Source organism: Streptomyces sp. NPDC032721 (assembly GCF_055579625.1).
Map to the genome: position 1 here is coordinate 160,901 of NZ_JBVIMX010000009.1, position 26,158 is coordinate 187,058.

At 69.9% G+C, this 26,158-nt stretch carries 23 protein-coding genes; 12 read left to right on the forward strand and 11 right to left on the reverse strand.

The window, feature by feature from the left end; translation table 11 throughout:
• Positions 1 to 14: 14 nt before the first annotated feature.
• Positions 15 to 965, reverse strand: coding sequence for a LysR family transcriptional regulator ArgP (locus ACZ5PB_RS20255; RefSeq protein WP_468693261.1), 951 nt, complete (start codon positions 963 to 965; stop codon positions 15 to 17).
• A 69-nt stretch (positions 966 to 1,034) separates the two neighbouring features.
• On the opposite strand from ACZ5PB_RS20255, the gene ACZ5PB_RS20260 reads away from it, so the two are divergent.
• From ACZ5PB_RS20260 to ACZ5PB_RS20280, 5 genes are all read left to right on the forward strand, one after another.
• Positions 1,035 to 1,667, forward strand: a complete 633-nt coding sequence (locus ACZ5PB_RS20260) for a LysE/ArgO family amino acid transporter (protein ID WP_468692931.1) — start codon at positions 1,035 to 1,037, stop codon at positions 1,665 to 1,667.
• Positions 1,668 to 1,864: 197 nt separating this feature from the next.
• Entirely contained in the window at positions 1,865 to 3,019 is a 1,155-nt protein-coding gene (locus tag ACZ5PB_RS20265; RefSeq protein WP_468692932.1) for a ParA family protein, read from the forward strand.
• Entirely contained in the window at positions 3,016 to 4,296 is a 1,281-nt protein-coding gene (locus ACZ5PB_RS20270) for a ParB/RepB/Spo0J family partition protein (protein ID WP_468692934.1), read from the forward strand. Before ACZ5PB_RS20265 ends, ACZ5PB_RS20270 begins: the two co-directional genes overlap by 4 nt.
• Before the next feature lie 77 nt (positions 4,297 to 4,373).
• Positions 4,374 to 5,138 (forward strand): ATP-grasp domain-containing protein, encoded by a 765-nt coding sequence (locus ACZ5PB_RS20275; protein WP_468692936.1) that lies wholly within the window; start codon positions 4,374 to 4,376, stop codon positions 5,136 to 5,138.
• Positions 5,139 to 5,178: 40 nt separating this feature from the next.
• Entirely contained in the window at positions 5,179 to 5,868 is a 690-nt protein-coding gene (locus ACZ5PB_RS20280; protein ID WP_468692937.1) for a phosphotransferase, read from the forward strand.
• 152 nt (positions 5,869 to 6,020) lie between these two features.
• Here the strand turns inward: ACZ5PB_RS20280 and ACZ5PB_RS20285 are convergent, their stop codons facing one another.
• The gene (locus tag ACZ5PB_RS20285; RefSeq protein ID WP_468692939.1) at positions 6,021 to 6,977 is read right to left on the reverse strand and encodes an SDR family NAD(P)-dependent oxidoreductase; all 957 of its coding nucleotides are present in this window, start codon (positions 6,975 to 6,977) and stop codon (positions 6,021 to 6,023) included.
• A 53-nt stretch (positions 6,978 to 7,030) separates the two neighbouring features.
• Here ACZ5PB_RS20285 and ACZ5PB_RS20290 point away from each other — a divergent pair, with 53 nt between their 5' ends.
• Positions 7,031 to 7,471: a MerR family transcriptional regulator gene (locus tag ACZ5PB_RS20290; RefSeq protein ID WP_468692941.1), complete on the forward strand. Its 441-nt coding sequence runs from the start codon at positions 7,031 to 7,033 to the stop codon at positions 7,469 to 7,471.
• A 742-nt stretch (positions 7,472 to 8,213) separates the two neighbouring features.
• On the opposite strand, the gene ACZ5PB_RS20295 is transcribed toward ACZ5PB_RS20290, so the two are convergent.
• Positions 8,214 to 8,579, reverse strand: coding sequence for a hypothetical protein (locus tag ACZ5PB_RS20295; protein WP_468692942.1), 366 nt, complete (start codon positions 8,577 to 8,579; stop codon positions 8,214 to 8,216).
• Positions 8,580 to 8,656: 77 nt separating this feature from the next.
• On the opposite strand from ACZ5PB_RS20295, the gene ACZ5PB_RS20300 reads away from it, so the two are divergent.
• Positions 8,657 to 10,702 carry a PE-PGRS family protein gene (locus tag ACZ5PB_RS20300; protein WP_468692944.1) on the forward strand — a complete coding sequence of 682 codons (2,046 nt, stop codon included), beginning with the start codon at positions 8,657 to 8,659 and terminating at the stop codon, positions 10,700 to 10,702.
• Positions 10,699 to 11,916: an SMI1/KNR4 family protein gene (locus tag ACZ5PB_RS20305; RefSeq protein WP_468692945.1), complete on the forward strand. Its 1,218-nt coding sequence runs from the start codon at positions 10,699 to 10,701 to the stop codon at positions 11,914 to 11,916. The genes ACZ5PB_RS20300 and ACZ5PB_RS20305 overlap by 4 nt, the downstream gene beginning before the upstream one ends.
• On the opposite strand, the gene ACZ5PB_RS20310 is transcribed toward ACZ5PB_RS20305, so the two are convergent.
• The gene (locus tag ACZ5PB_RS20310; protein ID WP_468692946.1) at positions 11,913 to 13,298 is read right to left on the reverse strand and encodes a phenylacetate--CoA ligase family protein; all 1,386 of its coding nucleotides are present in this window, start codon (positions 13,296 to 13,298) and stop codon (positions 11,913 to 11,915) included. The two genes, ACZ5PB_RS20305 and ACZ5PB_RS20310, sit on opposite strands and share 4 nt — an antisense overlap.
• Positions 13,291 to 13,926, reverse strand: a complete 636-nt coding sequence (locus ACZ5PB_RS20315) for a TetR/AcrR family transcriptional regulator (RefSeq protein ID WP_468692948.1) — start codon at positions 13,924 to 13,926, stop codon at positions 13,291 to 13,293. The genes ACZ5PB_RS20310 and ACZ5PB_RS20315 overlap by 8 nt, the downstream gene beginning before the upstream one ends.
• A 262-nt stretch (positions 13,927 to 14,188) precedes the next feature.
• On the opposite strand from ACZ5PB_RS20315, the gene ACZ5PB_RS20320 reads away from it, so the two are divergent.
• Positions 14,189 to 14,506, forward strand: a complete 318-nt coding sequence (locus ACZ5PB_RS20320) for a hypothetical protein (RefSeq protein ID WP_468692950.1) — start codon at positions 14,189 to 14,191, stop codon at positions 14,504 to 14,506.
• A gap of 16 nt (positions 14,507 to 14,522) precedes the next feature.
• On the opposite strand, the gene ACZ5PB_RS20325 is transcribed toward ACZ5PB_RS20320, so the two are convergent.
• The gene (locus ACZ5PB_RS20325; protein ID WP_468692952.1) at positions 14,523 to 15,038 is read right to left on the reverse strand and encodes a helix-turn-helix domain-containing protein; all 516 of its coding nucleotides are present in this window, start codon (positions 15,036 to 15,038) and stop codon (positions 14,523 to 14,525) included.
• Positions 15,039 to 15,106: 68 nt separating this feature from the next.
• Here ACZ5PB_RS20325 and def point away from each other — a divergent pair, with 68 nt between their 5' ends.
• A complete protein-coding gene (def, locus tag ACZ5PB_RS20330; RefSeq protein WP_468692954.1) occupies positions 15,107 to 15,766 on the forward strand; it encodes a peptide deformylase in 660 nt (219 codons plus the stop codon).
• 135 nt (positions 15,767 to 15,901) lie between these two features.
• Here the strand turns inward: def and ACZ5PB_RS20335 are convergent, their stop codons facing one another.
• The 5 genes from ACZ5PB_RS20335 to ACZ5PB_RS20355 all read right to left on the reverse strand — a co-directional run bounded on the left by ACZ5PB_RS20335 (position 15,902) and on the right by ACZ5PB_RS20355 (position 23,584).
• Positions 15,902 to 18,943, reverse strand: coding sequence for an alpha-mannosidase (locus ACZ5PB_RS20335; protein WP_468692956.1), 3,042 nt, complete (start codon positions 18,941 to 18,943; stop codon positions 15,902 to 15,904).
• Positions 18,944 to 19,047: 104 nt separating this feature from the next.
• Positions 19,048 to 20,328 (reverse strand): glycoside hydrolase 5 family protein, encoded by a 1,281-nt coding sequence (locus ACZ5PB_RS20340; RefSeq protein ID WP_468692957.1) that lies wholly within the window; start codon positions 20,326 to 20,328, stop codon positions 19,048 to 19,050.
• Between the two features lie 55 nt (positions 20,329 to 20,383).
• Positions 20,384 to 21,286, reverse strand: a complete 903-nt coding sequence (locus ACZ5PB_RS20345) for a carbohydrate ABC transporter permease (protein WP_468692959.1) — start codon at positions 21,284 to 21,286, stop codon at positions 20,384 to 20,386.
• Positions 21,286 to 22,272, reverse strand: coding sequence for a carbohydrate ABC transporter permease (locus tag ACZ5PB_RS20350; RefSeq protein WP_468692961.1), 987 nt, complete (start codon positions 22,270 to 22,272; stop codon positions 21,286 to 21,288). The genes ACZ5PB_RS20345 and ACZ5PB_RS20350 overlap by 1 nt, the downstream gene beginning before the upstream one ends.
• 16 nt (positions 22,273 to 22,288) lie before the next feature.
• Complete coding sequence (locus ACZ5PB_RS20355) at positions 22,289 to 23,584, reverse strand: ABC transporter substrate-binding protein (protein WP_468692963.1); 1,296 nt, start codon at positions 23,582 to 23,584, stop codon at positions 22,289 to 22,291.
• 375 nt (positions 23,585 to 23,959) lie between these two features.
• On the opposite strand from ACZ5PB_RS20355, the gene ACZ5PB_RS20360 reads away from it, so the two are divergent.
• Together ACZ5PB_RS20360 and ACZ5PB_RS20365 are read left to right on the forward strand one after the other, a co-directional pair.
• Positions 23,960 to 25,090, forward strand: a complete 1,131-nt coding sequence (locus tag ACZ5PB_RS20360) for a LacI family DNA-binding transcriptional regulator (RefSeq protein WP_468692965.1) — start codon at positions 23,960 to 23,962, stop codon at positions 25,088 to 25,090.
• Between the two features lie 50 nt (positions 25,091 to 25,140).
• Positions 25,141 to 26,118 carry an ROK family protein gene (locus ACZ5PB_RS20365; RefSeq protein ID WP_468692966.1) on the forward strand — a complete coding sequence of 326 codons (978 nt, stop codon included), beginning with the start codon at positions 25,141 to 25,143 and terminating at the stop codon, positions 26,116 to 26,118.
• The last annotated feature ends 40 nt before the right edge of the window (positions 26,119 to 26,158 follow it).

The following is a 26,158-nucleotide window of genomic DNA, read 5'->3' on the forward strand; positions in this document are numbered from 1 at the left end:
GGCGGGGGCGGTTCTCAGCGCGGCGCGATCAGTTCCACCGCTGCCGCCGCCGCGACCTCACGCGCGACCGCTGCCAGCGCGGGCGAGTCCAGCTTCCACTGCTGCCAGAACAGCGGTACGTCCACGGTGCGGTCGGTCGGGAGCAGTGACAGCGCCCCCGCGCGCAGCAGCGGCACCGCCTGCGTTTCCGGTACGACGCCCCAGCCGAGCCCCGCGACGATCGCGTCGCAGAACCCCTCGGAGGTGGGCACGTGGTGCCGGACGTTCCCGGCGCCGCGCGGGGCCCCGGCCCCTCTCGCGGAGTCGTCGGCCAGGGACCGTACGAAACCGTCCTGGAGTTCGTCCCTGCGGTCGAAGACGATCACCGGTGCCTCGGCCAGCCGGTCCACCAGCGGCCCCTCCCCCAGGTACCGCAGCTCGAACTCCGGGCTCGCCACCGGCAGGTACCGGGCCAGCCCCAGCGCCCGTACCGTGCAGCCCGCCACCGGGTCGGGCGACGAGGTGACCGCCGCCATCACCTGGCCCTCGCGCAGCAGTGCGGTGGTGTGCGACTCGTCCTCGCGGTGCAGCTCGAAGCAGACGGGCGGGTCCTGGGGTACCCGGGTCAGGGCGGGCAGGAACCAGGTGGCGAGGGAGTCGGCGTTCACGGCGATGGCAAGCCGGGCCGGAACCGGGCCCTTCCCGGCCCTGGGGTCCTGCTCGCCGGGGAGCCCGAGCTCGGCCCGCGCGTCCTGTTCCAGCAGCGCGAGCTGGCGGGCGAAACGTGCCACGACCTGCCCTGATTCCGTCGGGCGCACCGGTTTCGTACGCATCAGGAGCACCCGGCCGGTGCGCTTCTCCAGGGCTTTGATGCGCTGGCTGACTGCGGACGGGGTGACGTGCAGAGCGGCTGCGGCGGCGTCGAAAGTGCCCTCGTCGACGACGGCGAGCAGCGTATACACCTGGTCCAGGGGAAGTTCGTCCATCACGAGCGCTAAGGGTACGTAAGAATCTTTAGCTGTACTGAAGACGGCGCGTTCCCTAGCGTCGGAGGCATGACACACGGCACCTCAGCAGTCGTCGCGGCCGCACTCGCGGGCTTCGGCACCGGACTCTCCCTCATCGTCGCCATCGGCGCACAGAACGCCCTCGTCCTGCGACAGGGAGCGCACCGGCACGCGGTGCTCGCGGTGGTCGCCATCTGCGCACTGTCCGACGCGGTGCTGATCGCGCTTGGGGTGGCGGGCGTGGGCGCGGTCGTCACCGCCTGGCCCGCCGCACTGACGGCGGTCGGCATCGCGGGCGGCGTCTTCCTGATCTGTTACGGACTGCTGGCCGCCCGGCGCGTACTGCGCCCCTCCCCCGACGCGGCCCTCACCGCCGGTGGCGCGGCCTCCGGTTCCGCCAAGGCCGCCGTACTGACCTGCCTGGCGATGACCTGGCTGAACCCGCACGTGTACCTGGACACCGTGCTGCTGCTCGGGTCGGTGGCGAGCGACCACGGTTCGCTGCGCTGGGCGTTCGGCGGGGGTGCGGTGCTGGCGAGCGTGACGTGGTTCGTCGCGCTCGGCTACGGGGCGCGGCTGCTGAGCGGACTGCTGGCCAAGCCCAGGGCGTGGCGGGTGCTGGACGGGGTGGTCGCGGCAACCATGGTGACGATGGGCGGGATGTTGCTGGCGGGGGCGTAGCGAGGGCTTGGCACCGTTCGGGCGGCTTGATGTCCGCGTGGCTTGATGTCCGCGCGGCTCGATGCCCGCGCGGCCTGATGTCCGTAAGCCCTCACGCCCGTCAATTTGCCCTGTTCTCAGCCGCTCTCAGCCGACACGCGGCACTTCGCTTGCCCCAATGTCACCAAAACCCCCTCGGAGGTGAGTAAGGTAACCGCATGACCGTCCCATACGCCCCGGACGACCGGGAAAAGGTAGTAGCGAAGCTCCCGGCCTCTCTGCGCCAGGAACTCAAAGTCAGAGCAGCCGAGTTGGGCGTCGACATCAAGGATGCCGTCACCGAGGGCGTCCAGGCGTGGCGCTCGGAGAAGTCCGAGCAGCCACTCGTCGACACCACCGGTGGCAGCTCCTTCTCGACGTACCTTCCCGCCGGTCTGTACGGGGAGTTCAAGGACGACTGCAAGGAGCGCCGCCTCCCCTTCAACCAGGGTCTCGCGCAGGCGATCCGGCTCTGGCTCGGGGCTCACCCCTCCCCCCGCAGGGCGGCCCGCCGCAGCGGTGCGCGCCGCATCATCTTCGGCAACCAGAAGGGCGGCGTCGGCAAGACGTCGACCTCGTCCGGTGTCGCCCAGGCTCTCGCCGAGGCCGGAAACCGCGTCCTGCTCGTCGACTTCGACCCGCAGGGCCACCTCACCAAGCAGCTCGGCTACCAGCTCTTCGACATCGACGAGCCGAGCCTGGCCAAGCACATGCTCGGTGAGGCCAAGGGCGAGCTGCGCGAACTCCTCGTCTCAATAGAGGAGAACGGCTTCGCGGGCCGGCTCTTCCTGCTGCCCGCCTGCAAGGACGCCTTCCTGCTCGACGCGAAGCTGGCCACCAGCCGTTTCGTACGGGTCAAGGAGACGGCTCTGGAGAAGGCGATGGAGCCGCTGGAGAAGGACTTCGACTACATCGTGGTCGACTGCCCGCCGAGCCTCGGCTACTCCATGGACACCGCGCTCTACTACTGCCGTACTCGCGAGGAGGACGAGCCGGAGACCTCCGGGGTCTTCGTACCGGTCCTCGCCGAGGACTCCTCCGCCGACGCGTACGACATGCTCTACGACCAGATCCAGGACCTGACGGCGGACATGGAGGTCGAGATCACCATGCTCGGCTTCATCGTCAACATGTACGACAGCCGCAAGGGCTACATCGCCACCTCCTCGCTGGACAGCTGGAAGGCGATCGGCGACCCGCCGGTCATCGGCATCATGCCCGAGCGCAAGGAGCAGCGCGAGGCGGTCCGCCTCAAGCAGCCGCTGCTCACGTACGCCCCGGACTGCGAGCAGTCCGACATCATGCGCACCATCGCACGGAGGATCACCTCATGAGCGTCGCCGACCGCCTCGGTACCGGCTCCTCCTTCGGCGGCGTTCCGCGCGGCCGGAGCGCCCGTGGACGGGCCAAGGCCCTCGTCCAGGGCGACGTACCGGCATACGAGCTTTCCCGCATCCGCCTCGAAGAGGTCGCCCCGACCCCCCTCAACCCGCGCCGCAACTTCGGCTCGGACGAGGAGCTCACCCGCTTCGGCGAGGAGCTGCGGAACACCCAGCTGGCCGCGTGCGTCGCGATCTCCCGGGCCGCGTACCTGAAGGTCTGGCCGCAGCACGAGGCGCAGATCGGGGACGCGCAGTACGTCCTGATCAACGGCGAGCGGCGCTACCGCAGCGCCTCGCACGTCGGGCTTGACTCCCTGGACTTCGTCGTACGGGACGATCTGGCGGCCTCGCGAGAGGCGTTCATAGACCACCTGCTGAAGGAGAACCTGGAGCGGGAGGACTTCGACGTCGTCGAGCGCGCCCGGGGCGTACAGCAGCTGGTGCTGGTGTGCAGCGAGGAATCCGCGACCGGCGCCAGGGCGCGGGCGGCCAAGCGGCTGGGCCGCGACCGTTCTTGGGTCACCAACCAGCTCTCCCTCCTCGAACTCCCCGAGGAACTCCAGCTGATGCTCAGCAACGGCACGCTCGCCGAGCGGGACGGCCGGGTGCTGGCCCGCCGGCTGAAGGACCAGCCGGGGCTGGGGAGCCAGGAGCTCCTGGGGTACCTCAAGGAGCAGCGGGACCGGGAGAACCTGGTCCGGGACAAGGCCAAGGAACTGGCCGAGCAGGCGAAGCAGGAGCTGGCGGCCGAAGAGACCGGCGGGGAACGGGATTTGTTGTCCGCGGACAACAACACGGCGGAGCCGGTACGGGAGATGGAGGCTGCGCCCGCTGCTGCGACTGCTGCTCCTGCGCCTGCTTCGGTTCCTGCTCCTGCTCCTGCTCCTGCTCCTGCTCCCGTGCGGGAGACGCCTCCGGCGCAGCGGGCGGCGGAGGCGGTTGCGGCTCCTGCACCCGCTCCCGTTCCTGCACCTGCACCTGCATCTGCACCCGCTCCTGCGCCTGCTCCGGCGGTGGCGCCCGCGCCTGTTGTTCAGGAACAGCCGGAGGAGGAGGCCGAGTTGTTGTCCGCGGACAACAACCCCGGTGCCCGTACCCCCGATGCAGGGGCGCGTGGGCTCGTCCAGCAGCTCGGTGGCACTCCGAGGGACCAGGCCCGTTCCCTCGCGGCCGGTCTGACCGACGATGAACTGGTCGAGCTCATCGAGGAATTGCACACCCATATGTGAGCTCCGTGAGGGGCGCGTCCCAGGCCGATGCCGGGACGCGCCCCTTCGTCGTTCCGTAGGGCCGTGATACTTGCCCGATGGACATACGGACTCTGGTGCTGCCGCCCCGGCTCACCGAATCGGCGCAGACCATGCGCGACACCGCCCAGGCGCGGGGGCTGGCCACGGTGCGGCTTCCCACCTTCGACGTGCCCGCCGAGTTGCGGGCCGGGCATCTTCATGCTGGGCCCCGTTTCGCGGACGTGGTGGCCCCGGTGCTGGGCATCGGACTGCTCCAGGCGCCCGAGGACTGGCTGGCACTCCTCCCCCGCACCTGGACCGGGCGCGACATCGTGGCCATGCCGATCCGTGAGGCGTACGGGCTCAGACGGCCCGCTTTCGTCAAGTCGCCCAACGACAAGCAGATCCGGGCGATGGTCTACGCCGACGGTTCGCGGCTGCCGGGACCGGACGAGGTGGATGCCGAGACGACCGTGGTTCTGGTCAGCGACGTGGTGGAGTTCTCCGCCGAGTACCGGATGTATCTGCTCGACGGGACGGTCCACACCGGCAGCCGGTACGCGCAGGACGGGCGGCTGAGTCTCGGCCCGCTGAGCGAGGACGCGGCGGCCTTCGGGGCGGAGCTGCTGGCGGAGTGCGGACGGACGCTCCCCTCGGCGATCGTGGTGGACATCGGGATGACGGGCGGTCGGTGGGCGGTGATCGAGGCCAATGCCGCCTGGGCGAGCGGCATGTACACCTCCGACCCCGAGCGTGCCCTGGACGTCCTGCTTCGGGCCGCCGCTCCGGTCGGCACCATCGCGGCCCGGGACCGTGCTTTCCTCCGCTCCCCCGCCACTTAGAACCCTGGACTCACATGTGGGCCGCACATACATTCACCGCATGGAAATAGGCGAGTTGCTGGGTTCGGGCCGCAGCGCCGAGGTGTTCGCACTCGACGGGGCATGGGTGCTCAGGCGCCTTCGTGGTGAAGGAGATGCCATCGGCGAGGCGGCCGTGATGACACATCTCGCGGCCCACGGGTATCCGGTACCCGCGGTCAAGTCGGCCGACCCGGCTACCGGACTGGTGATGCAGCGGCTGTACGGCAAGACGATGCGCCAGGCATTGGCCGACGGCGAGATCTCCGTACCGGATGCGGCAGCGACACTGGCGAAGCTCCTGCACCAACTGCACGCCCTGCCCGCCCTGTCTGCCGACCGCCCGGAGGACCGCATCCTGCATCTCGATCTCCACCCGGAGAACGTGATGCTCACGCCCCAGGGTCCGATGGTCATCGACTGGTGCACGACGGCGGAGGGGCCGCCGGGACTGGACTGGGCGATGTCGGCGCTCATCCTCGCCGAGGTCGCCGTCGACCCGGCGTCGGCGGAGACGGGCATCGCGGCAGGAGTCCGGTCGATGCTGGCCGTACTCCTTGGACACCTGGACAACGCCTTCGAGTTGGGCGCCGAGGAGTCGGGTTTCCTCGCCCGGGCGAGAGTGAGGAGAGCGGCCGACCCGCACCTGTCGCCCGCGGAACTGGCCCGCCTGGACGAGGCGGTGGCCCTTGTGAGCGACTTGGCACGGTGACCTGACGGGTCGGGTAGGCCGAGTTTGTTGTCCGCGGACAACACCGGGAACGTTGTCCGCGGACAACAGAAGCGTTGTCCGCGGACAACAGCGGAGCTTGGCTCGGGCGGGTCGGATGTGTTGTCCGCGGACAACACATCCGCGTTCCATGCTCAGAATGAGCTGAGGCCGGTCAGTTCGCTGGAGAGTTCCCAGAGGCGGGCCGCGGACGCGGGGTCGGTGGCCCAGGGCTTGACGCCCCCGACGAGCATGTCGTCGGAGCGGGCCGGTTCGGCGAGATCGCAGTCCTGGCAGTAGGCGCCGCCGTGGTCGTCGAGGAGCGGTGAGGTGGCTGCCCAGAGGGCGGTTGCCGCTCCCTGTTGCGGGGTCTTGAAGCCGGGGGCGGGTTGGCCTTCGTCGGTGATCCAACCGTGGGTACGCCATTCCTCGCGCGGGATGTGGCGTTGCAGCGGGGTGAGGATGCTGCCCGGGTGGACGGCGAAGGCACGGATGCCGTTGTCCGCGCCGAGTGTGTCGAGGTGCAGGGCGAAGAGCGCGTTGGCGGTCTTGGACTGGGCGTAGGCCAGCCACCTGTCGTAGCCGGTACGGAAGTGGATGTCGGCCCAGCGGACGTCGGAGAGGAAGTGCCCGGACGAGGTGACCGTGACGACACGGGCACCACCTTCGGCGAGTGCCGGGCGGAGTCGATGGGCGAGCGCGAAGTGGCCGAGGTGGTTGACGGCGAAGTGCGCCTCCCAGTCGGAGGGGCCCACGCGGGTTTCCGGGCAGGCCATGATGCCCGCGTTGTTGATGAGCAGATCGAGGGTGCGGCCGGATTCCAGGAAGTCCGCGGAGAAGGTTCGGACGCTCTCCAGGTCCGCCAGGTCGAGGGGGCGGACCTCGGTCCCGGGGATGCCGAGGAGTGCGGCTTCGGCGGTGTCCGGACGGCGGGCGGGCACCACGACATGAGCTCCGGCGCGGGAGAGTGCGCGCGTGGTCTCCAGGCCGATACCCGAGTAGCCACCGGTGACCAGTGCCGTCCGACCGGTCAGGTCGACTCCGGTGAGTACGTCGTCGGCGGTGGTGAGGGCGCCGAAACCGGTGCCGAGTTTCTGTTGGTTGGCGATCATGAGAGCGACGCTAAAACCTAGAGTGCGGGCGAGGTCAAGCTATCGTCGCTTCCATGATCGAGGACGTGAAGAAGAAGGCGGCCAAGGGCGGCGGGTGGCCGATTGGCAAGGTCGCCGAGATGACCGGACTGGGGATCCACGCCCTCCGGTTCTTTGAACGCGAAGGACTGCTCCTGCGGGAGGTCCCGCGTACGAGAGGCGGGCAGCGGATCTATGAACAGACGGACGTCGACTGGCTCGTCCTGTGCTGTCGGCTCCGGGAGTCGGGCATGCCGCTCGCGACCATCCGGCGGTTCGCCGAACTCGTCCGCTCAGGCCCGGGCAACGAACCGGACCGGCTCGCTCTCCTTCAGGAGCACGAGCGGAATGTCCGCGCCAAGATCGCTGAGCTGACGGCCAGCCTTGAGGTCATCCAGCACAAGGTCACGGTCTACGAGGAGCATGTGCGCGAGGGAACGGCCGCCGGGGTGTGGTCGCCGATGCCGGATCAGTGAGCGCGTGTGTTGTCCGCGGACAACAAATCCGGAGCCGCTGGGTGGCCGGCGGCGCTTCCACATGAGTATCTGAGCCGACCTCGGCACGCCGATTTGTTGTCCGCGGACAACACCGGAAGACCGCACGCGGCTCTTGGAAGTGTTGTCCGCGGACAACGTCTGGGGGTCGGCTCGGCGGTCGGGATGTGTTGTCCGCGGACAACACTCGGAGGGTCGAGGGTGGGGTGGGGGCTTGGGGAGGGGTGAGCGGATGTGTTGTCCGCGGACAACACTCGGAGGGTCGAGGGTGGGGTGGGGGCTTGGGGAGGGGTGAGCGGATGTGTTGTCCGCGGACAACATTCGGGGGTGGGGAGGTGAGTGGAGTGCTGGGTCAGCGGTCGGGATGTGTTGTCCGCGGACAACACTCGGCGGGCCGAGGGTGGGGTTGGGGCGCTGGGAGGGTTGGGCGGATTCGTTGTCCGTGGACAACATTCGGGGGTGGGGAGGTGAGTGAAGTGCTGGGTCAGCGGTCCGGATGTGTTGTCCGCGGACAACGTCCCAGGGGTTAGGGCGGGGGTGCCGTCGCGTCTTGGGCGGGCGGATGTGTTGTCCGCGGACAACATCCAGGGGTTTGGGGGAGGGGCGGGGTGCTGGGTCGGTGGGTCGGGTTTGTTGTCCGCGGACAACGTCTGTGGGATTGCGGAGTCGGGGTTGGGTGGGTGGATGTGTTGTCCGCGGACAACACATGGGGGATGTGGGTGGCTCAGGAGGGCTCTGGGGGAGTGAGGTGCTTGAGCTTTTCGAAGGGGTAGGTGGCTACCACGACCACCACGAAGCCGTATGCGGCGAGGGCGATGAGGGCCCAGGTGGATACGGTCGATGTGTCGTTGCTCGTGATGAGCAGAGCCAGTGGCACCAGTGGGGCCAGGCTGAGGATGGCGGCTCTGGTGCACCAGTGGGCGATGAGGGCGTTGGCCTGGCGTCGTAGTTCCGGATCCGCCCGTACGTGGTCGGGAACCGAGTAGCCGAGGGAGCGTTCGCAGGCCTGGCCACGGTGGCCCACTCGTGCGGCGAGGGTGCTGACCACGGCAGAGAGCGCGAAGCAGCCGAAGAGGATGAGGGGAAGCACGGGCAGTTCTTTCGTGGGCCGGAGTTGTTGTCCGCGGACAACAAAACACTAGGCGGGCTCGGGCAGGATGAACTCCCATGACGGGCATGGCAGAGGGGCGGCGCGAGCGACGAGTCGCGCTGGAGAAGGTGCTTCGGCGGGCCGGGCTGGAGCCGGTGGGGGAGTGGCGGCGGGAGAACGTACTGCCGCCCCGGGTCGCATGGCGGCCGATGGCCGCGGGTTCGACCGTACCCACGGTGACCGTGCCGGACAGCCTGGACGACCAGGTGGGGGAGCTCAACGCACACTGGTACCGGCTTGCGGTGGGGCACGGGGTTCTCGGTGAAGGGGGAGAGGGCGTCTTTCTGATCCATGTGCCGGGGAGTTGGAACGGGCCCGGAGCGGGGGAGTGGACCCGGGTGCGGCTCTCCTCGGAGGGGTGGGATCTGGCCGGTGTGCTGGGGGAGCGGGCCGGTCGGCCGGAGTTCGTCACGCTGTCCCTGGACGGCGAGGTGCTGTTGGGGGCCACGGCCGAGGAGTACGAGACCTGGCTCGTGCTCATCGACGGGGTGACGGCCTGGCAGGAGGAGGCCGCCGAAGCCTCGGTGCGGGAGAGCCCGGGGGAGTGGGACGCCGCCTGGGAGTCCCTGTTCCGGTGGCCGGCGTTCAGCACGCGCGGGCGTGGGGAATGGGCGAAGGGACTCGCGTTCAACCAGGCCGCCCCCGATGACGTGCTGGCCGACCTGATGGATCTCACCACCTTCCACTTCTGGCGTCCGCTGCCCCCAGCGGTCGTCGATGCCGGGCTTCGGCATCCCGACCCCAAGGTGCGGTACCACTTCCTGGAGGCCCAGCCGAACATCACGGCGGAGCACTGGGAGCGGCTGATCCTCGACGAGGAAGCCACAGCACACCAACGCTGGTTGAGCAGCTTTATCGCCGCCGATCGGGGAGCGACGCTCACCGAGGCGACGTACGAGCGTCTCTGTGCCGACCCCGCGAGCCGGGTGAGAGCGGAGGCATTGCGGCTGCCCGGCCTGCCCGAGCACCTCCTCATCGCTCTGTGTCGCGATCCCGAAGCGCATGTACGCGCCGCGGCCTGTCGTCGGGCCTGGCCTCGGCTCCCCGACTCGGTCCGGCAGGAGCTGCTCACCGATGCCGCCGCCGGGCCCCGTACCGAGGCACTGCTGATGTACCACCGGGAGCATCCGCTGTCGCGTGCCGTGTTCGACGAGGAGGGGCTCGGGTCCGCTGCGGCGGAGACGTGCCGACTGGAGTACGGCCTCGCCGCGCACCTCGCCGTACACGAGGATCCGGAGCTGCGCCGTGCCCTCGCGCGCAATCCGCATCTGCCGAGCGAGCTGGTCGGGGCGCTGGCAGGGGATGGGGACGCAGGGGTTCGGTGGGAGGTCTCCGTGAGCCCGGGGCTCACCGAGGAGCAGCGGGCCGGCGTACGTATCGAATTCGACCCCGGCATCCATCATTACCCCCTGGACTGGGTGACCGCCCTGCACGATGATGCCGCCGCCATGCGCAGGCTCGCCGCGTCCTCGCATCCGTTGATCCGCAGGAGCGTGGCCCGTGCCCGGCATCTCCCGCCTGACGTGGTGTCACTTCTCGCCGGGGACGAGGACCGGGTCGTACAGCTCTTCCTCGCCGAGTCCTGTGACGACGCACCGGCGGACATGTTGCTGAGGGTCTGGCAGTGGTGGACGGGCAGCCTCAGCTGCCCCGACCGGCCGCGCGGGCACCCGAACTTCCCCCGTCACCGCCTGCTGGAGTACGCGGACGACCCGAGTCCGAGGATGCGTCAACTCGCGCTTGACGCCCCGGAGTCGACCTCCAAACTGGTCGACCGGTTCACCCGGGACCCCAGTGCGGAGGTCCGGTACCGGGCGGCGAGCGATGCGCGGCTGACGGCTGCCGCCGCTGTACGGCTGCTCGACGATCCGGACGAGGGCGTACGGGCGTGCGCGATCCGCCATCCCCGGCTTCCCGCAGGGGTGTTGGTGCGACTGCTGCGGGACGGGGAGTTCGCCGAGCGGGCTGCGAGCAATCCAGGGTTGCCGGTTGAGGTGATGCGGCGGATGCTTCGGGCGCTGGGGGAGGACTGTCAGAGCCATGTGCAAGGCTCCCGCCCATGACATCGGAATCCCGTACCAACGCCGTGGAGACCTTCGCGGAGCTCTTCGGCTTGACCGGCACCGGCACCGGCACCGGCACCGGCACCGGCACCGGCACCGGCACCGGCACCGGCACCGGCACCGGCACAGGCCCGGTTCCCGACCCCGTCCCCGTCCCCGTCGACTGGGACACCGTCGAGTCGTGGCTCGGGCTGCGGCTGCCCGCCGACTACAAGGCGATCGCCTCCGAGTACGGGCCACTGGACCTCGGGCAGCACCTCTGGCTGCACATACCCTGCGCCCAGGAGGGCCGGTTCGACTACGCGGTCTGGCTGAAGTCCGAGAGGGAGCGCGCTCCGGACGGCTGGCTGCCCTGGGGCGCGACCCGTACCAGCGACGTTCTCTACTGGGACACGACGGTCTCCGACGACCCCGACGCCTGGCCCGTCGTCGGCCACGACCAGGACGTGGCGAACCAGGGCGGCGACCCGTGGCAACGGACCACCAAGCCCCTCCTCCCCTTCCTGTCCGGTCTCGTCAGCCAGGGCATGCCCGCCACGGCCTCCCGCACCGCCTTCCTCACCGACCTGGCGCCGGGCCCCTGGACCCCGCCGCCGCCCCGCCCGGAGCCCACCCCGCAGCAGCGGACCGCGCTCACCGAGGGCAGTGGGCTCGCGGCACTGACCGCTCTCGCCCCACCGCCCGCCAAGCCGGACCTGGGGGAGCGGAGCTGGGAGTGGCTGTACGAACGGCTCGGGACGCGCCTGCCCACGGAGTACGTGGACCTCATGCAGCGGTACGGGGGCGGCAGTTGGGCAAGGGGGTGGCTCAACTTCCCCACACCCCTGAGCTCGGGCCGCGAAGGGCTCGCGGACCAGAGCGACTGGACGTCGGACACCTATCGCACGCTGCGGGACTCGCACCCGGAGTTCTACCCCCTGGCGGCCTGGCCGGAGGAAGGCGGCATTCTGGGGTTCGCCAGCACCATGGACGGTGACCAAATCTGCTGGCTGACCGTGGGCGACAGCCCCGACGACTGGCCGCTGATCGTCCACCCCCGCCACTCCGACCAGGGCCCGCCGCTGCCGCTGCCACTGACCGACACCCTGCTGGAATGGCTCCGGGGCCGGTTCTCCGACGACGGGTTCCCCAGCCTCGGCAAGGTCAAGGACCCCTTCGAGTATGCGGAGTTCGAGTCCTGGGCGGATGACGAGGACGACGCCGCGAACGCCTAGGGCGCTTGGAGGGGGAGCGGGATGACGGTGCGGAACTTGCCCCCGGGGGCCTGCTGCGGCGGTTCCGAGGCGCGCTCCAGGGTGAGGTCGCCGAGTTTGTTGTCCGCGGACAACACCGTCAGCTCGTGACGGACGGCCCGCCAGACGGAGTCCGGGTCGGCGCCGTCGGCCACTCGTAGCCGTACCCGAAGAACCGTCGGCGCCGTCTGCTCGATCTGGAACAGCTCCACGCCCGGCGTACGGTCGAAAAGGGTGCTGAAGGCGAGCGGGCTCAGCCGCACCGGCTCTCCGTCCCCGACCGGGAACGTGAGGATGTCGCCCGCCCGTCCCCGCACCCGGAGCGCGGGCAGCGGGCTGCCGCACGGGCACGGGTCGGGCCGCTGGAGCACGCTGTCGCCGAGGTCGTAACGGAGGAACGGCTGTACGCGGTTGGCGAGGTTGGTGACCAGGACGCTGTGCGAGTACTCGCCGGGCGGCGTCGGCCGGTGGTCCGCGTCGACCGGTTCGACCACCGCCCAGTCGCTGTTGACGTGGTACCAGCCCTCCGCGCAGCTGTAGCTGAGGTACGTGCACTCGGTCGCGCCGTACACCGAGCGGACCGTGGTGCCGAAGGCGGCGGCGATGCGGTCGGTGTCCGCGGTGGTCATCGTCTCGCCCGCGGGTTGGATCAGGGTGGGCCGGATGTTCAGCCGACCGGCCTCCCGTTCGGCGGTGAGGAGCATGATCATGCTGGTGTAGCCGATGAGGATCGACGGCCGGAACGCGTTGAGCTGCGCGACCAGTTCGGGCATCGGGGTGTGCACGGAGAACGCGCGCAGGATCTTGCTGCGCCAGCCGCCCTCGCGCATCAGCCGGCGGTAGCCGGAGAAGCCCGCGTAGTGCCCGTCGGTGGCGACCAGTTGGGCGAAACGGGCGCCTCGGGCGACGGTGCGGAGAGTACCGGCGGTGCCGAGCCAGGTGGAGAGGGCCTGGGAGGTGTGGGCGGAGCCGACTTCCATGTACCGGTCGTCGAGCACGAAGAGCCCGCGTCGGCCGCTGGTTCCGGAGGTGGTGGCCACCATGTACTTGCCCAGGAACGCCTGGCCGATCATCTCCGGGTCGTCGACGAAGGAGCGGATCCGGTCGTAGGTGATCTCGCGGTCGGTCGCCCAGTCGTCAAAGTGAGCCATCAGTTCGGGCTTGCTGGTGACCGGGAGGAGCGTCGCGTCGTCGACCCGTCGGGGGAGGTCTCGGTAGAGCTCGCGGTAGTACGGGGAGTGGGTACGGGCACGGGCCACGGCATCGGCCAACCGGGCGCGCCGACGCGAGTCGAGGGCGTCGGGGCCTTGCCGGCGGGCCCGCCGGATGTCGCGGCCGAGCCAGGGCATGGCGTTCTCAGGCATGGCGATGGTGCTCCTTCGGGAGTGTTCGGGGCTCCTGGCGCAAGCCGGTCAGTTGGAGGACGGCGAGGAAGTACGCCTTGATCTCCTCGGCACTCGTGCTGTCGGGACGGCCCGCCAGGTGTTGCAATGCCGCGCCGCTGAGGACTTGCTGGAGGAGCTCGGGGTCGCTGTCGGGCGGGAGTTGCCCGGTGGTGCGGGCCGTGGTGAGGGTGCTGCGGACCGCCTTGCCGCGGTGGCTGCCGTGGGCGTTGTCGTACGCGCGCAGCAGTTCGGGGAGGTCGTCGACCGTTCCGTACAGGCGCCGGATCAGTCGGCGGGTGCGGGGGCGGCTGAGGTGGTCGGCCCAGTCGGTGACCATCGCGTCGATGTCAGGCCAGTCGAGCGGCGGCGAGGCCGCGTCGCGGAACTCCCACTCGACGGCCCGTACCAGAAGCTCCGTCAGATTCGGGAACCGCCGGTACACGGTGGCGCGCGTGACCCCGGCCCGGCGGGCGATCTGCTCGATGCTGGTCGCGCTCGCGCCCCGCTCGATCAGCAGGTCGAGCGCGGCGCCGAGAATCGCTTCGTCGGCTTCGCGACTTCGGGGGCGGCCGGGTGGGCGGAGCGGGTCGGGCTGATCTGTAGTCATGGATGAATACGATACAGCTCTGTACCGTATTTAATCCAAGGAAGGGTCGGAGCGGAGGGATTAAGTGCTCAAAACGGAAATTTTGCGTAAGGTGTCCCAAAAAGCGGCCCACAGAATGGGGCCTTCAGCGCCCGAACTCGGATGTCCTGGTGTGAAGGGACCTCAGGTGGCGTCGGAGGGCGGGAGAGGGGCTCCTGTGGGTTTTCGGGGTCCTGGCGACCTCGAAAAGGGCCCCTGCGGGGGCGTTGTTAGGGTCGGCGCCATGTCGCGTCTGAAGATCGAGATATCTGTTCCGGAGAGTCACGCGGAAGCCGTGATCGATGCATTGCACTCGGTGGGTGCCGGAAGGGTGGGGGAGTACGCGCGGTGTTCCAGCGTGTGGAAGGTGACCGGCAGCTGGCAGCCGTTGGAGGGCGCGCAGCCGTACGACGGGGAAGTGGGTGTCGTACGGCGGGCCGAGGAGTGCAGGGTCGAGTCGGTCTGTGAGGTGGAGCAGGCCGGGGCGGTGCTGAAGGCGGTGCGTGCTGCTCATCCGTACGAGGAGGGGGTCGTGCACTTCCTGCCGTTGTACGAGCCGTGAGCCGTGGTCGGCAAGGTCAGTGATCCACTAGGGGGAACAGGCGGGTGATCGCTGCCACGGGCATGGTGTCCGGGCCCGGGGTGCGGTCGCGGTAGTGGGAGAGCAGGGCGCGGAGGGAGTCGGCGAGTTCGGCCAGTTCCGCCGGGGTCAGATGGAGTACGTCGCTGGAGGACGCTTCCTGCTGCCCTTCGGACGGGGTGCCGGCGGCGGGCCCGGCGGACTCAGGGGACTCGGGGGAGTCCCAGCGGAGTTGCCAGGGGCGGGCGCGGCTGTCCGTGGGCGGGGCTTCCTCGATGAGGCCGTGGCGGGCGAGTTGGCGTAGGTGGAACGAGCAGAGGCCGGAGCTGTGGCCGAGGCGGGCGGCGGCCTGGGTGGAGGTGACCGTGCCGACCTCGGCGAGCAGGTCGAGGAGGGCGAGCCGTACGGGGTGGTCGGGGAGGGACTGGCGGGCGCGGTGCGGGAGTTGGGGGAGCTGGGGGAGCTGGGGGAGCTGGGGCGAAGGGCTCGGAGAGGGGAGTTCCTTGTCGGTCATTTTGCAAAGGGTGCTACTTTGCAAAGTGTTCGGTCAAGTCGTGCGTGAGGGAAAGGCGTTGGTGTTCCATGGCGGGTCGGGTCGAAGGTGCCTCGGGGGACCGGCGGGTGCGGGTGCTGGGCGAGCCCGTGGATTCGTACCCTCGGCTGGCGCCGGAGGTCGAGCGGGGGGCCGTACGCCGGATCACCGTCGTGGGGGAGGACATCCTGCGTCGGCAGTGCCGGGAGGTCACGCGGTTCGGTACGCCCGAACTGGCCAAGCTGGTCGACGACATGTTCGCCACGAACCACGTGGCGGACGGTGCGGGACTGGCCGCCAACCAGGTCGATGTGGACCTGAGGCTGTTCGTGTGGGACATCACCGACGACTGGGGGGTACGGCACGTCGGCCACATCGCCAACCCCGTCCTCGACGAGGTGCCGGCCGAGCGGCGCGTACTGGTCGAGGAACCGGAGGGGTGCCTCTCGGTTCCCGGGCCCTACCGGATGGTGCCCCGGCTCGACCACGCCGTCGTACGGGGGCAGGACATGAACGGCAACCCGTTGGTGATCGAGGGGCACGGGTACTTCGCCCGGTGCCTCCAGCACGAGACGGACCATCTGCGCGGTCAGCTCTACCTCGACCGGCTGGCCCAGCGGGAGCGGAAGACCGCGCTCCGGGAGATGGCCGACGCGAAGGCGGAGATGTTCGCGCGACGGGCCGCCAGGGCCGAGGAGTTGGGGAAGTAAACAGCGGCGCTCCGAGCCGGAGAAGCGGCGCTCCGAGCCGAAAAAGGGACCGCCACCGACGAAGCGGAATCGTCGGCGGCGGCCCCCTGGCCCCCTTGCCCCACAGCCCAGCAGGTCCATGCCGGGCCGAAGTGGTTACGCCCTGCGGAAGCGGAGCGTCCGGAGTTCGAACGGGCGGAGCTCGACCGGCACACCCGCTTCGGTCAGCGGTGCTGCGGTCGCGTCCTCCAGCGGGCGTTCCAGCAGGTCGGTCGCGACCACGTCCGCCGCCGGGAAGCCCGGCGTGAGGACGGTCTTCGCGCGCCCGCCGTGCGCCTCGTGGAAGCGGACCACCACGTCGCCGCTGCCGTCGTCGGCCAGCTTGAGGGCCGTGACCACGACCGCGTCGTCGGCGACCGAGACCAGCGGGGCGACCTCGGCCGCGCCCGTCAGGGTCCGCTCGGGCAGGTTTACCCGGTAGCCCTCGCGGACCGCGTCGCCGATCGTGGCGCCCGGCACCAGGGAGTGGCGGAAGCGGTGCACGCCCTGGTCGGTCTCCGGGTCCGGGAAGCGCGGCGCGCGCAGCAGCGAGGCACGCAGTGTCGTCGTCGTACCGCCATCGCCGTCCTCACCGTCGCGGACCGTACGCGTCACATCGTGGCCGTACGTGGAGTCGGTGACCAGGGCGACGCCCCAGCCCGGCTCCTCCAGGTGCACGAAGCGGTGGTTGCAGGCCTCGAACTTGGCGGCCTCCCAAGAGGTGTTGGTGTGGGTGGCCCGGTAGAAGTGGCCGAACTGGGTCTCCGAGGCGTACCGCTCGGCGTGCACGTCCAGCGGGAAGGAGAGCTTGAGGAACTTCTCCGTCTCGTGCCAGTCCACCTCGGTGTCGATGTCGAGGCGGCGCGAGCCCGGGCGCAGGGTCAGCACCTGGGTGGCCTTCGAGTCGCCGAAGGAGCGGACGACGCGGACGGCGGCCACGCCGTCCCCGGACGGCTGCGAGGCGGGGGCCACCTCGTCGGCGTCCGTCAGGTCGGTGACCGTGTTGCGGTAGAACTCGTCGACGTCCCAGGCGTCCCACATGTTCGGGAAGTCCGGGTGGATCTGGAGGAGGTTGGCCGGGGTGCCCGGGGGCAGGGACTCGCGCCCGGCCACCAGGTCGTACGCCGAGACGATCAGGCCGCGCGGGTCGACGACGACGCGCAGCAGGCCGTTGTCGAGGACCAGGTTGCCGTCGTCGGAGCGGGTCAGGTGCGCGCCGTCGCCACGTACCGCCGTCGAGGCGCCGCCCGCCGCGATGCCGTTGCGGGGGTGCGGGGCCGAGTTGAAGACCAGCGGGGTGCTGCCCTCGCCGGCCAGTGCCCGCTGTGCCGCGTCGATGATCGCGTTGAGCTCGTCGGCGACCTTGCGGTACGTGGCCTCCGCCTCGCGGTGCACCCAGGCGATGGACGAGCCGGGCAGGATGTCGTGGAACTGGTGGAGCAGGACCGTCTTCCAGATGCGGTCCAACTCCTCGTGGGGGTACGGGAATCCGGCCCGCACCGCCGCCGTGGCCGCCCACAGTTCGGCCTCGCGCAGCAGGTGCTCGCTGCGCCGGTTGCCCTGCTTGGTGCCTGCCTGGCTGGTCAGGGTCGCGCGGTGCAGTTCCAGGTAGAGCTCGCCCACCCACACCGGCGGCTTCGGGTACTCGGCCTGTGCCTTCTCGAAGAACTCGGCCGGGGTGCCCCACTTGACCTTCGCGGAGCCCTCCAGGTCCCGCAGCCGGGCCGCCTTGGCGATCATCTCGCGGGTGGTGCCGCCGCCGCCGTCGCCCCAGCCGGTCGGGGCGAGGGAGACGGAGGCGACGCCCTTGTCCTTGAAGTTCTTCGCCGCGTGGGCGATCTCGCTGCCCTTCATCGAGCAGTTGTAGGTGTCGACGGGCGGGAAGTGCGTGAAGATCCGGGTGCCGTCGATGCCCTCCCACTGGAAGGTGTGGTGCGGGAACTTGTTGACCTGCGACCACGAGATCTTCTGCGTCAGCAGCCACTTGGCGCCCGAGGCCTTGATGATCTGCGGCAGTCCGGCCGCGAAGCCGAAGGTGTCGGGCAGCCAGGCCTCGTCGTTCTCGACGCCGAACTCGTCGATGAAGAAGCGCTTGCCGTGCACGAACTGACGGGCCATCGCCTCGGAGCCCGGCATGTTGGTGTCGGCCTCCACCCACATGCCGCCGGTCGGCACGAACCGGCCGTCCTCGACCGCCGCGACGACCTTCGCCCACACCTCGGGGCGGTGCTCCTTGATCCACGCCCACTGCTGGGCCTGCGACATCGCGAAGATGAAGTCCGGCTCCTCCTCAAGGAGTGCCGTCATGTTCGAGGTCGTACGGGCGACCTTGCGGACGGTCTCGCGCAGCGGCCACAGCCAGGCGGAGTCGATGTGCGCGTGGCCGACGGCGGTGATGCTGTGCGCGGACGGCTCGGCGGGTGAGGAGAGTACGTCTTCCAGGCACGAACGGGCGGCTGCCGCAGTGCCGTTGACGTCCTGGAGGTCGACGGCGTCCAGCGCCCGGTCGACCGCGCGCAGGATGGCGTAACGCCGGGCCGACTCGACGGACAGCTCCGCCATCAGCTCGCCCAGCACCTCCAGGTCGACGACCAGCTGCCACACCGTCTCGTCGAAGACGGCGAGGTCCATCCGCTCGATCTTGTAGAGCGGGTTGGAGTGGGAGGTCTCGATGTCGCCGAGCTGGGTGGGGAGGAAGGGGTGGTAGTCGAGCAGTACGGGGTTGGAAGCGCCCTCGACGCGCAGCTCGACCTTCTCGCCGCCCTCGGCCCGCTCGCTGATCCGCACCCACTGGTTGCGCGGGTTGAGGCCCTTCACCGGGGTGCCGTCGGGGCGGTAGACCAGGCCCTCGCACTGGAAGCCCGGCATGTTCTCGTCGAAACCGAGGTCGAGTATCGCCTCGACGTGCCGGCCCGCCCACTCCTTCGGCACCGTACCGGTCACCGTGAACCAGCTGGTGCCCCAGGGCTTGCCCCACATGTCGCCGACCGCGACCGGCTTCGGCTCGGCGGCCAGACCCTCCTCGACGGGCACCGGCTCACCGGGCGCGTCCCACACGGCGACCTCCATGGGCACCGATACGGGGTAGACGGCAGGACGGATGCGCTCGTCCAGGACGCGCTTGAGCCGGGCTTCGACGAGTCCGCGGTCGTCATGCATGGGGGAGGTCTCCTTCTTGCGGTGAAGCTGGTGTGCCGAGCTGTGTGTCGAGCAGTGTGTCGAGCTGCTGTTACGAGAGTGAGGGGTGGGGCGTGTGAGGGGCGTCAGGCCACTTGCTCGACGGTGACGACCTCCGTGATGCCCCGCCCCGCCAGGTGCTCGGCATCGGTGGCGCGCGAGGCGAGGACGGCGGTGGGGCGGGCGCCCTCGGCGGTGAGCCGGAAGAACGCCTCGTAGAACGCGCCGCCCGGGGCGCACACCGACCTGGCCGGGGTGGTCAGGTTGTCGCCCGCGTCCACCACGAGTGCGGTCGTACGGGGAGCGGGCGCGAAGGTCCGGGTGCCGTCGGCGTGTTCACGGGCGTACCGCTCCAGGACCCGCGCCGTGTCCTTGGGCTTCCGGCCGTTGGTGAGCAGCCCGAGCCCGTACTCCAGCTCGGGGAAGTCCGCCAGGTCGCGCGACACGTCGTGCGAGCACCACCACGTGACGCCCCACAGGTTCGGGCAGTCCAGCGCCGCCCGCAGGGTCGCCTCGGTGAACTCGGCGGCGTGCTCGGCCGGTACCAGCGGGGCGGGCGCGCCCACCTCCTGGAGCCAGACCGGGCGGTGCGGGTCGCGGGCCCAGGCCTGGGACAGCTCGACCAGGTACGCGGCGTGGTGCTCGCTGGGCACCGAGGCGCGGCCGTGCAGCTGGGCGGTGCCGTTGAAGACCCAGGAGTGCACCGCCGTCATCGCGCCGTGCCGGGCGGCGTGGTCGGGGGTGAACGGCATGTCGTCCTGGTACCAGGTGGCGTCGTACTCGGCGTGCAGGTGCGGGCGTCCCGGGGCGCCCTCCTCGCAGGCGGCGAGCATCGTCGTCAGCCAGGCGTCGATCTGCTCGGGAGTGGCCCGGTCCGGATCGGGGTGCGGGTCGGCGGAGAACTGGTTGACCTCGTTGCCGAGCGTCATGCCGATGAAGTTGGGCCGGTCGGACAGCGCCTGGGCGAGCGTCTTCAGGTACTCGGCCTGGCCGGAGACGACGTCCGGGTCGGTGAAGAGGTTGCGGCGGTGCCAGGTGCGGGTCCAGGCGGGCAGGAAGTCGAAGCTGGACAGGTGCCCCTGGAGGCCGTCGACGTTGACGTCGAGGCCGAACTCGGCCGCCGCGTCGGCCATGTCGAGCAGCTGCTCCACGGCGCGCGGCCGGATCAGGGTGCGGTTGGGCTGGAAGTACGGCCAGAGCGGGAAGACCCGTACGTGGTCCAGACCGAGGGCCGCGATCGACTCCAGGTCGGCGCGCACGGCGCTCGGGTCGTAGTCGAGCCAGTGGTGGAACCAGCCCTGGCTGGGGGTGTAGTTCACGCCGAAGCGGGGCGCGCGGGGGGAGGGAGAGGAGGGAGGGGCGGCCATGGAGGGGCTCCAGAAGTGGTACGGGGAGGAGGCGGGCGGGGCGGGGAAAGGGAGGTCAGCCCTTGACCGCGCCTTCGCCGACGCCCTTGAAGAAGAAGCGCTGCAGGCAGGCGAACATCACGATCAGCGGTGCGACGGCGATGATGGTGCCGGCCGCGACCACCCGCTGGTTGTTGGCGAAGGTGCCGTGCAGGAAGTTGAGACCCACGGTGAGCGTGAAGTTCTCGGAGTCCGACAGGACGATGAGCGGCCACAGGAAGTCGTCCCAGGCGCCCATGAAGGCGAAGATCGCGACGACCGCGAGGGTGCCCTTGACGGCGGGCAGCGCCACCTTCGTGAAGCGCTGCCAGACGTTGGCGCCGTCGACGATGGCCGCTTCCTCGATCTCGTACGGGATCCCGCTGAAGGCGTTGCGCATCAGCAGCACGTTCATCGCGCCGATGCAGCCGGGGAGCACCACGGAGACGAGGGTGTCGTTCAGGTCGAGGCTGCGCATGGTCGCGAACTGGGCGATCATGATCGCTTCCATCGGGACCAGCAGCGCCGCCACGAACACCAGGGACGCGACGCCGCGGCCCTTGAAGCGCAGCCGGGCCAGGGCGTACCCGGCCATGGACGCGCCGACGATGTTCGTCAGGACGTTGGTGACGGCCACCTTCAGGGAGTTCAGGATGTAGTCCCAGACCGGGATGATGTCCGCGACGCCCTTGTAGTTGTCGAAGGTCGGGTGCTCGGGCAGCAGCTGCGGCGGAGAGGTGAAGATGTCCTCGGTGGCGCCCTTGAGCGAGGTGGACAGCTGCCAGAGGAACGGGCCGATCATGATCAACAGTACGACGGTCAGCGCCAGGTAGCGCACCACCAGCCGCCACGTGGGGGTGGCGCGGCGACGGGGCCTGCGGCGCGGGGGGTCCTTGCGGATCGGGGCCGGGACCGCCGGGGATTCGGTCGTGGTGGTCATCAGTCCTTGTCCTTCCGGTCGGCCCGCAGCACGAACAGCATCAGGATCAGCGTCAGTACGAACAGCGTGATCGAGATCGCCGAGGCGTATCCGGTACGGCCCTGGAGCCCGGTGCCGACCCGCTGGATCAGCATCACGAGCGTGGTGTCCTGGCCGCCGGGCCCGCCCGTGGGACCGGCGATCATGAAGACCTCGGAGAAGACCTTGAAGGCGGAGACCGAGGAGAGCGCGCCCACCAGCACCATGGTGGAGCGGACCGCGGGGACCGTGATGGAGAAGAAGCGGCGGATCGCGCCGGCCCCGTCCACCTCGGCGGCCTCGTGCAGCTCACGCGGCACGTTGGTCAGCGCGGCCAAGTAAATGATCATGTAGTAGCCGAGGCCCTTCCAGACCGTCAGCAGCATCGAACTCAGCAGCAGCAGCCACTGGTTGGAGAGGAACGGCACCGGGTCGACGCCCAGCATCTGCAGGACCCCGTTGATGAAGCCCCGGTCGTCCAGCATCCACACCCACATCAGGGCGACGACCACGACGGACGCGACCACGGGGGTGTAGAAGGCGGAGCGGAAGAAGGTGATGCCCGGTACGTGCTTCTGCACGAGCAGCGCGAGCAGCAGGGGCAGGAACACCAGCAGGGGCACGACCACGACGACGTACAGCGCGCTGTTGCGCAGGGCCACCCAGAACTGCTCGTCGCTGAACAGCGCGGTGAAGTTGTCGAAGCCGACGAACTCGCCCTCGGTGAGGGTGCGGGCGTCGGTGAACGACTTCCAGACCGTCGCGAGGAACGGGTAGAGGTTGAACGCCAGGGTGATCAGCAGGCCCGGGGCGAGGAACAGCCAGGGGCTGAGCGCCCGGTGGGTGCGGCGCCGGCCCCGCCCGCCGTCGTGCCCGGAGGCACGACGACGGGCGGGGGAGCCGCCGCCTTCGGAGTCGGAACCGGCCGGGGCGGCGGGGGCCTGGGCGGTTTCGGAGGAGGTGCTCACGGGGGCTACCGTCCCGTCAGTTCTGCTCAAGGAGCTTGTTCATCTGCTCCACCGCACTGTCGAGCGCGGCCTTCGGGGAGGCCTTCCCCGTGAAGCACTTGGCGATCTCGTTGCGGAGGATCGTCTTCATCTCGTCGCTGAACAGGACCGGCGTGTAGTTCACCGCGGTCGGCAGCATCTTCGCCGACGCCACCCGGATCTTGCCCTCGGCGGTGCCGTCGTCCTTGGTCCAGTACTCCTTGTCCAGCGAGCCCTTGGTGGACGGGAAGACCGCGACCTCGTGGGCGAAGGCCTCCTGGTTCTTCTGGTCGGTGAGGAAGTGGGCGAAGGCGACGGCGGTGGCCGCGTTCTTGCTCTGCGAGTTCACCGAGAGGCCCTGCAGATACATGTTCTGCTTGCCGGTGTTCGTGGGTACGTCGGTGATGCCGAGGTTGTCGTACAGCGACGGGGCGTTCTTCTTGAAGTTGTCGATGTCATGGGCGCTGCCCGGGTTCATCGCTATTTCCTGCTGGAGGAACTTCGTGCCCGTGGAGTCGTCCTTGAGCGTCAGCGTCTGCTTGTGCAGACCGCCGTCGTCGTACAACTTCTTGTACTTGGTGAGGAGTTCGACGCCCTTGTCGCTGTTGAGCGTGAACTTCTTCCCGTCCTTGTCCATCGGCTCGACGCCGTAACGGCCGAAGTCCTCGATGGTCGGCGGCTGGCCGAGAGTGGCCTTGCCCTTCTTCGCCAGCTGCTCGGCGGTGGAGAAGAGTTCGTCGAAGGTCTTCGGCGGCTTGTTCGCGTCTGCGCCGCCGTCCTTGAACATCTTCTTGTTGTAGAAGAGCGGCCCGCTGTTGAGGTACCAGGGGAAGGAGTACGTGCCGTCCATGCCGGGCATCTCGAATCCGCTCCAAGCACCCTCCAGGTACTCGGACTTGAACTTCGAGGCGACCTTGTCCTTGTCCAGGTTCAGCAGCAGCCCCGCCTTGGCCAGCGGGTACGCCAGGTCCGGGGAGAGGTTCACGACGTCCGGCAGCGAGCCGGCCGAGGCGTCGGCGCTCAGCTTGTCGGGGTATCCGTCGGCGGGCTGGTCGACCCACTTGACGCTGGTGCCCGGGTGCTGCTTCTCGAAGTCCTTGATGGCCCCTTCGAAGTAGTCCTTGAAGTTCGCCCGGAGGTTCCAGGTCTGGAACTTGATACTGCCCTCGACCTTGCCGTCGGTGGACGAGGCCTTGTCGCTGCCCCCGCCACCGCAGGCGGTGACAACGGAAAGACAGAGGACTGTGCCGAGGCCGACAGCTGTCCGGATCGCGACGCTGCGACGAATGGACATAGGGACTTACTCCTTGCCTGGGTTCTTGCCTGGTGCGAAGAGCTCGGCGTCAGCCTGTAGTTCAATTCCCTTTACGTCAACGCTCGATAAACGACTGGAAAACGTAAAGCCGCAGGTCAGCGCAACTAAAAAGGACTAAATTCTCTAAAGCTCGGGCGCTCGGACCATGGCGGGACTGCATAGGGGGAGGAATATGGGAGGCGATACTGTGGCGGCACAGGAGCTACCCGAAGGGATATCCGCGGACATGGGTACGCCCAGGGCAATGGAGCCCACACACATAGCGAGGGTCGTATGAAGGACCGCCGTGGCCCTTGGACTTCCGGGGCCCCAGGGGCCTCCCCGGGGGGAGTCGGGACGGACCGGCCGCCCCGCGTGCCGACCCTCAAGGAGGTCGCCCGCGAGGCCGGGGTGTCCACCAGCGCGGTGTCCTTCGCCCTCAACAACCGCCCCGGGGTCTCCGACGCCACCCGCCGCAGGGTGATCGCCGTCGCCGAGCGGCTCGGCCGCCGCACCGGACCGGGCGGCGGCCCGGCACCGACCCCGGCCGACGAACGGTCCCGGGCGATCGGCATGGTGCTGGCCCGGCCGGCCGGCAGCCTCGGCGTCGAGGCCTTCTTCCTCCAGGTCGTCTCCGGCATCCAGGCCGGACTGGCCCCCCACGACCACGCCCTCGTCTTCCAGATGGTCGACGACATCGAGGCCGAGTGCGACCTCTACCGGCGCTGGTGGGCGGAGGGCCGCGTCGACGGCGTCATCGTGGTCGACCCCCGGGTGAGCGACCCGCGCCCCGAGGTGCTGGCCGCGCTGCGGATGCCCGCCGTGGTCGTCGGCGCGATGGAGGCGCCGGGCACGGCCCGCCCCGGCAACGGACCCAACCCCGCCACCGCCTACGGCCGCCGGGCCCGCCTCTCCAACCTCTGGGCCGACGACGGCGGCGCGATGGAGCTGATCATCCAGCACCTGTACGAGCTCGGACACCGCCGCATCGCCCACATGGCGGGCCCTCCCGGCCTCGCCCACACGGCCCGCAGGACCGCCGCCCTGCGCTCCACCGCCCGGCGCCTGGGCCTCGACCACACGGTGTCGGTGACCACCGACTTCTCCGACCACCAGGGCGTCAGGGCCGCCCGCCGCCTCCTCTCGGGTCCGATGCGCCCCACCGCCCTCATCTGCCACAACGAGGTCATGGCGGTGGCGGCGGCGGGCGTCGCCACCGAGCGCGGACTGCGCATCCCCCAGGACGTGTCCGTCGTGTCCTGGGAGGACTCCGCGATCTGCCGGACCTTCCACCCCCGGATCACCGCCCTCTCGCGCGAGCCGGGGGAGTTCGGGCACCGTGCGGCGACGGAGGTGCTGAGCCTGCTGGCGGGGTCGGAACCCCGCTGCCTCCAGGAGCCGCTGCCCAGGCTGGAGGCGCGCGAGAGCTCGGGGGTGCCGCCGGAGGAGCCGCCGTCCGGGGTGCCGTCGCAACGCGGTGCTTCCCAGCTGCCGCCACATCCGTAAGCCCGTATCCCAGACCCGTTCCCTATACGACACGAGCGAGCGCCCACCTCATGACTCTTCCTCTCCCGCAGACCGGCCCCGCCGCCGACGCCCTCGCCCCCGACGCCCTCGTCGCCGCGATCGACATCGGTGGCACCAAGATCGCCGGAGCGCTCGTCGACTCCACCGGCGCGCTGCTGGTCCGTGCGCAGTTGCCGACCCCCGCGACCGAGGGTGCCGACGTCCTGCTCGCCCAGGTGCACCGGGTGCTCGACGATCTGCGCGCCCATCCGGCCTGGACCCGGGTCGTCGGCGTCGGCATCGGCTGCGCGGGCCCGGTGAACACCGTCGAGGGGACCGTCAGCCCGGTCAACATCCCCGGCTGGCGCGGCTTCCCGCTGGTGGACGGGGTGCGCGGCGCGGTCGGCGGACTGCCGGTCAGCCTCATCGGCGACGGTCCGGCCATCGCGGCGGCGGAGTCCTGGTGCGGCGCGGCCCGGGGACGTACCAACGCGCTGTGCATGGTGGTGTCCACCGGCGTCGGCGGCGGACTGCTCCTGGAGGGCAAGCTCTTCACCGGGCTGTCCGGAAACGCCGGACACATCGGCCACATGAGCGTGGACCTGGAGGGCGAGGAGTGCCCCTGCGGTTCCCGGGGCTGCGTCGAGCGGCTGGCCAGTGGTCCGAGCATCGTCCGGTACGCCGTCGCCCACGGCTGGACCCCGCCGGCCGGTGTGCCCGCCACCGCCCAGGCGGTGGCCGAGGCCGCCCGCGCCGGTGAGGCGGTGCCGCTGGCGGCGTTCGACCGCGCGGCACGTGCGGTGGCCGCCTCGGTGGCGGCGACCGCCGCGCTGGTCGAGCTGGAGGTCGTGGTGATCGGGGGCGGCGTCGCCAAGGCGGGAGACCTGATCTTCGACCGCATACGCGCCGAACTCCAGCGGTACGCGACGCTGTCGTTCACCCGTGACGTACGGGTCGTACCCGCCGAGACGGGTACGGACGCGGGCCTGGTGGGGGCCGCGGCGGTGGCGTTCGGCGCGGTGCGCTGACGGGCGCCGGGAACCGACTGTGCCCCCGGTCCCCGTGGAG